Genomic DNA, 669 nt, shown 5'->3' on the forward strand with positions numbered 1-669 from the left:
TTATTATTATTGTAATAGCTTTGGAAAGCTTCTATTTGTACTTTTGAAACTTCTACCGGGTTTTTCATGACATACCATTCAACATTTTCTGAAAGTGGGGGAGTAGTCAATGAACCAAGGTAGTGATAATAACTTTTGTTGGTAGGAAGCATAGCAGCAATATTGATTTCACCAACAGAAGTGTTCTTATCACCTTTTTTAATACTATCAATCACTTTTTTGAACCCTTGGTTTTCTGAACCTTCTTTAAAGAACACACCAATAACAGCTAAACGACCGTCTTGTGCTTTATTTACAAAATGAGCTTCAATTGGATAATGCTTACTATCAAGTTTATGCTCACTAGGTGCATGAAAATGGAATTGTGTTAAATCAAAGTAACGACCATTGATTTTTGCTGTTCCAGTAACGTCTACTTGGATACTGTGGCCATTATCCACTTCATCAAGTACAGCATTATTATAATTAAGTTCGATTGCTCCATTGTCTTTCATTTCCTGTGTCTTAGTTGTGTCAATAGCAATTGGTGATTGTGTATCGCCTGATTCAAACTCCCAATTTTTTTGATCTTTGTAATTCACTTCATGTGTTGCAGTTGTCTTTTCTTTTTTGTCATTTGAAGCTATGTTATTACACCCTGTGATAAGTAGGGAAGATATCAGTAAACTT

1 protein-coding gene is annotated in these 669 nt (G+C 34.1%); it reads right to left on the reverse strand.

Annotated features, from left to right (window positions below; all coding sequences use genetic code 11):
- Positions 1-669 (reverse strand): carbonic anhydrase (locus LOK41_RS28380; protein ID WP_241819426.1); only part of this gene is annotated, 669 nt, incomplete at both ends.

It is taken from the genome of Bacillus sp. TL12, from assembly GCF_022625245.1.
Lineage (GTDB): Bacteria > Bacillota > Bacilli > Bacillales > Bacillaceae_G > Bacillus_A.